The following is a 5608-nucleotide window of genomic DNA, read 5'->3' on the forward strand; positions in this document are numbered from 1 at the left end:
CCCCCGCCCCGGAACCCGCGCGCACAGGTACCAGACGCCCGCCTTGAGCACGAGCCCGTACGGCTCCAGCTCCCGCTCCACCTCGGTGTCCCCGCGCCGGTAGCGCGCGACGACCCGGCGGTCGTCCCACACCGCGTCCGCCACGGCCGGCAGCAGCCCGGGCACCGGTGCCTCCCGGAACCAGCCCGGGGCGTCCAGGTGGAACCGCTGCGCCGCCGTCCTCGGCGCGTCCCGCAGGGAGGGCAGCAGCGCCGCCGACACCTTCAGCCGGGCCGCGGAGGCCGCGTCCTCCAGCCCCATCTCGCGCAGCGCCCCCGGCACCCCGGACAGGAACAGCGCCTCCGCCTCGCCGCGGGCCAGCCCCGTCAGCCTGGTCCGGTACCCGCCGACCAGCCGGTAGCCGCCGGCCCGCCCCCGGTCCGCGTACACCGGCACCCCGGCCTCGGACAGCGCCTGCGCGTCCCGGGTGACGGTCCGCTCCGACACCTCCAGCTCGCGCGCCAGCTCGGCGGCGGTCATGGAGGGCCGGGACTGGAGCAGCAGCACCATCTTGATCAGCCGGGCAGCGCGCATGCGCCCCATGATGCAGCAGGAGGCCCCCGCTCGAAGCGGGGGCCTCCTGTCCTCACGGCCGGTGGGACCGGCTTGTCCGCGACCCGTTACAGGCCGTACCTCTCGCGCGCTTCCTTCACGGCCGTCACCTGCACCTCACCGCGCCGGGCGAGCTGCGCCAGCGCCGCGACGACGATGGACTCGGCGTCGACACCGAAGTGGCGGCGGGCCGCCTCACGGGTCTCCGACAGGCCGAAGCCGTCGGCGCCCAGCGAGGAGTAGTCCTGCTCGACCCACTGCGCGATCTGGTCGGGGACCTGGCGCATGTAGTCGGACACCGCCAGCACCGGACCCTCGGCACCCTGGAGCGCCTGCCGCACGTACGGCACCCGCTCCTCGCCGCGCAGCAGCGCCGCGTCGGCCTCCAGCGCGTCCCGGCGCAGCTCGGTCCACGACGTCGCCGACCACACGTCGGCCGCCACGCCCCACTCCTCGGCGAGCAGCCGCTGCGCCTTCAGCGCCCAGTGGATCGCCGTGCCGGAGCCGAGCAGCTGGATCCGCGCGGCGTCGGCCGCGGGGGCGAGCCCGGCCGACTCCGCCGTGTTGAAGCGGTACAGGCCCTTGAGGATGCCCTCGTCGATCCCGGCGGCCGACGGCTTGGCCGGCTGCGGGAGCGGCTCGTTGTAGACCGTCAGGTAGTAGAAGACGTCCTGGTCCTCGCCCGGGGCCGCCTCGCCGTACATCCGGCGCAGACCGTCCTTGACGATGGTGGCGATCTCGTACGCGAAGGCCGGGTCGTAGCTCAGCGCGGCCGGGTTGGTCGCCGCGATGACGGGGGAGTGGCCGTCGGCGTGCTGCAGGCCCTCACCGGTGAGCGTGGTGCGGCCGGCGGTGGCGCCGACGAGGAAACCGCGGCCGAGCTGGTCGCCGAGCTGCCACATCTGGTCGGCCGTGCGCTGCCAGCCGAACATCGAGTAGAAGATGTAGAACGGGATCATCGGCTCGCCGTGCGTCGCGTACGACGTGGAGGCGGCGATGAAGTCGGCCATGGAACCGGCCTCGGTGATCCCCTCGTTGAGGATCTGCCCGTTCGTGGCCTCCTTGTAGTACATCAGCTGGTCGCGGTCGACCGGCTCGTACGTCTGGCCCTTGGGCGAGTAGATGCCGAGCGAGGGGAAGAGCGACTCCATGCCGAAGGTGCGCGCCTCGTCGGGGACGATCGGCACCCAGCGCTTCCCGGTCTCCTTGTCGCGGACCAGGTCCTTGACCAGGCGGACGAACGCCATGGTGGTGGCCACGTTCTGCGAGCCGGAGCCCTTGTCGAAGGCGGTGAACGCCTTCTCGGCCGGGGCCGGCAGCGGCGCGACCGGGTGGACGCGGCGGGCCGGGGCCGGACCGCCGAGGGCCGCGCGCCGCTCCTGGAGGTAGCGGACCTCGGGGGAGTCCGCGCCCGGGTGGCCGTAGGGGACCTGGCCGTCGACGAAGTCGCTGTCCTTGATGGGCAGTTCGAGTCGGTCGCGCATCGCCTTGAACTCGTCCGCCGACAGCTTCTTCATCTGGTGGTTGGCGTTCTTCGACGCGAAGCCGTCGCCGAGCGTGTGGCCCTTGACCGTCTGGGCCAGGATCACGGTCGGCGCGCCCTTGTGGGCCAGCGCGGCGCGGTAGGCGGCGTAGACCTTGCGGGCCTCGTGGCCGCCGCGCGAGAACTGGAAGCACTCGACGATCTTGTCGTCGCTCAGCAGCTTCGCCATCTCGACGAGCGCCGGGTCCTTGCCGAAGAAGTCCTCGCGGATGTAGGCGGCGTCGCGGGTCTGGTACGTCTGGACCTGCGCGTCGGGCACCTCGCGCAGGCGGCGGACCAGCGCACCGGTGGTGTCCAGCCGGAACAGCTCGTCCCAGGCGGTGCCCCACAGGGTCTTGACCACGTTCCAGCCGGCGCCGCGGAACTGGGCCTCCAGCTCCTGCACGATCTTGAAGTTGGCGCGGACCGGGCCGTCGAGCCGCTGCAGGTTGCAGTTGACGACGAAGGTCAGGTTGTCCAGGCCCTCGCGGGAGGCGAGGGTGAGCGCGGTGGTGGACTCCGGCTCGTCCATCTCGCCGTCGCCGAGGAACGCCCACACGTGGGAGTTCGACAGGTCCTTGATGCCGCGGCTGGTCAGATAGCGGTTGAACCGCGCCTGGTAGATCGCGGAGATCGGGCCCAGGCCCATCGACACCGTGGGGAACTCCCACAGCCAGGGCAGGCGCCGCGGGTGCGGGTAGGACGGCAGTCCGTCGCCGCCCGCCTCGCGGCGGAAGTTGTCGAGGTGCGCCTCGGTCAGCCTGCCGTCGAGGAAGGCGCGGGCGTAGATGCCGGGGGAGGCGTGGCCCTGGATGTAGAGCTGGTCCCCGGAGCCGTCACCCTCCTTGCCACGGAAGAAGTGGTTGAAGCCGGTCTCGTAGAGCCAGGCCGCGGAGGCGAAGGTGGCGATGTGGCCGCCGACGCCGTACTTGCTGCCGCGGCTCACCATCGCCGCCGCGTTCCAGCGGTTCCACGCGGTGATGCGGGACTCCATCGCCTCGTCGCCGTCCACGGCGGGCTCGGCGGCGGTGGGGATGGTGTTGACGTAGTCGGTCTCGAGGAGCCGCGGCAGTGCGATGCCGGCGCCCTCGGCGCGCTCCAGCGTACGGCGCATCAGGTACGCGGCCCGGTGCGGTCCGGCCGCCTTCGCGACGGCGTCGAGCGAGGCCTGCCATTCGGCGGTCTCCTCGGGGTCGCGGTCCGGGAGCTGGTCCAGCTCGCTCGGCTGGATGGCCTTGGGGTCGGTCATGTCGCCGCCTTCCTCAGTCGAAGGGGGTTCCCTCATCGGTAAGGGTTCGGGGGTGCCCTTGGTCTTTGGCAGGACAGGGCTGAGGGCTCTGGTGGAGCCCCCGCCGGTGACAATAACCTGCTGATCGATGATCGATCAAAGAGTTCAGGTGAAAATCTCTTGATTTCAAGAAAGTCGGCACGCGGTGCCCGGGGAAGTGGCACCGAGTGACGCCAAAAGGGGGATGTTTTCGCAGGTGAGCGCGGGTCTCCCCAGGTGTGGCGGCAGGGACCCGGCGGGTGCTCCGCACCGGACCCGCACGCCTTCCGCACGGGGCTCACGCGCCCCCGGTGCGGAGTTCACGCCCCCGGTACAGGGCTCACGCGCCTCCCGCCCGGGGCTCACGCCCGGGGCGCGCACCCCAGCACGTGGGCCTTCACGATCTCCGCGATCCGCGGGTCGCGGCGGCGGAACGCGGCCACCAGGTCCTGGTGCTCCTCCGCGTAGGACTGCTGGACGGTGCCCAGCCAGCGGATGGACAGGGCGGTGAAGACCTCGATGCCCAGCCCCTCCCAGGTGTGCAGCAGCACCGAGTTGCCGGCCGCGCGGACCAGTTCGCGGTGGAAGGCGACCGTGTGCCGCACCTGGGCGGTGCCGTCGGCGACGCGGTCGGCCTCGTACAGCGCGGCGACGTGAGGCTCCAGCGCCGAGCAGTCCTCCGCCAGCCGCTCCGCCGCCAGTTCCGCGGCGATCGCCTCGAGCCCCGCCCGCACCGGGTAGCTCTCCTCCAGGTCGGTGGCCGAGAGGTTCCGCACCCGCACGCCCTTGTTGGGCGCCGACTCGATCAGCCGCAGCGACTCCAGTTCGCGCAGCGCCTCCCGCACCGGTGTCTGGCTGACCTCCAGCTCCGTCGCGATCCGCCGCTCCACGATCCGCTCGCCCGGCTGCCAGCGCCCGCTGATGATCCCTTCCAGGATGTGCTCGCGGATCTGCTCGCGCAGCGAGTGGACGACGGGCGCGGTCATGAGGGCTCCTTGAACAGGACGCGTGAATCCGGGGCAGCCGCCCGAAGGGCCCCCGTCGAGGGGCGGCGGACGGACGACGGACAGGACCCTTGAGGGCGTTTGACCCTTAGACAATACGGCCGTGCCACCGTGCGGGAGGGGCGCACAGGGGGCTTTGGAGCAGGTGAGACGAGGCTTACACGGCGCATACGGCACGTCCCGCGGCGTATGCGGCGAGTCCCGGACGAGCCGCACGGCCGGAGCCCCGCAGGGCCCGGCGCAGGACCCGGCGCCGGACCCCCGCGGGGCCGTGCCCCGCACAGACGACGGTGCCCCCGTCCGGAGACTTCCGGACGGGGGCACCGGTGACCAGGGTCGGCGACCCGGTCTCAGCGGCCGCGGGTCACAGGCCGAGCTCGACCTCGAACTCGCCCGCCTCCAGGATCGCCTTGACCGAGTTCAGGTAACGGGCCGCGTCGGCGCCGTCCACCAGACGGTGGTCGTAGGAGAGCGTCAGGTACGTCATGTCGCGGACGCCGATGACCGTGCCCTCCTCCGTCTCGATGACGGCCGGACGCTTGACCGTGGCACCGATGCCGAGGATCGCGACCTGGCCCGGCGGCACGATGATCGTGTCGAACAGCGCGCCGCGCGAACCGGTGTTGCTGATGGTGAAGGTCCCGCCGGACAGCTCGTCCGGGGTGATCTTGCTCGCCCGGACCTTGCCCGCCAGCTCGGCCGTGGCCTTGGAGATGCCGGCGATGTTGAGGTCACCGGCGTTCTTGATGACCGGGGTCATCAGGCCCTTCTCGGAGTCCACCGCGATACCGATGTGCTCGGTGTCGAAGTAGGTGATGGTCCCCTCGGCCTCGTTGATCCGGGCGTTGACGGCCGGGTGGGCCTTCAGCGCCTGGGCGGCGGCCTTCACGTAGAACGGCATCGGCGAGAGCTTGACGCCCTCGCGCGCCGCGAACGCGTCCTTGGCGCGGGCGCGCAGCTTCATCAGACGGGTGACGTCGACCTCGACGACCGAGGACAGCTGCGCCTGCTCGCGCAGCGCCTTGACCATGTTGTCGCCGATGACCTTGCGGATCCGCGGCATCTTCACGGTCTGGCCGCGCAGCGGCGAGGCCTCGAGGACCGGGGACCGCTTGGCGGCCGGCGCCGCCTGCGGCGCGGGAGCGGCGGCCGGGGCGGCCTTCGCGGCCTCGGCCGCGGCGACCACGTCCTGCTTGCGGATGCGGCCGCCGACGCCGGTGCCCT

Annotated in this window: 4 protein-coding genes; all 4 read right to left on the bottom strand. The window is 72.0% G+C overall.

All coding sequences use genetic code 11. The annotated features are described in order from the left end of the window. On the bottom strand, window positions 1-573 hold a 573-nt coding region (locus AOK18_RS13815; protein WP_157865094.1), incomplete at its 3' end, for a helix-turn-helix transcriptional regulator. Between the two features lie 86 nt (window positions 574-659). Then, entirely contained in the window at window positions 660-3362 is a 2703-nt protein-coding gene (aceE, locus tag AOK18_RS13820; RefSeq protein WP_055694548.1) for a pyruvate dehydrogenase (acetyl-transferring), homodimeric type, read from the bottom strand. 380 nt (window positions 3363-3742) lie between these two features. Beyond that, window positions 3743-4366 carry a GntR family transcriptional regulator gene (locus tag AOK18_RS13825; protein WP_055571681.1) on the bottom strand — a complete coding sequence of 208 codons (624 nt, stop codon included), beginning with the start codon at window positions 4364-4366 and terminating at the stop codon, window positions 3743-3745. 382 nt (window positions 4367-4748) lie between these two features. Then, on the bottom strand, window positions 4749-5608 hold an 860-nt coding region (locus AOK18_RS13830; protein WP_206281542.1), incomplete at its 5' end, for a 2-oxo acid dehydrogenase subunit E2.

It is taken from the genome of Streptomyces prasinopilosus, from assembly GCF_001419695.1.
In the GTDB taxonomy this organism is placed as follows: Bacteria; Actinomycetota; Actinomycetes; order Streptomycetales; family Streptomycetaceae; genus Streptomyces; species Streptomyces prasinopilosus.

What these genes read in the sequence shown, in the direction of transcription:
- aceE (WP_055694548.1), bottom strand. Translation starts at nt 3,362, where the DNA reads ATGACCGACCCCAAGGCCATCCAGCCGAGCGAGCTGGACCAGCTCCCG.
- AOK18_RS13825 (WP_055571681.1), bottom strand. Translation starts at nt 4,366, where the DNA reads ATGACCGCGCCCGTCGTCCACTCGCTGCGCGAGCAGATCCGCGAGCAC.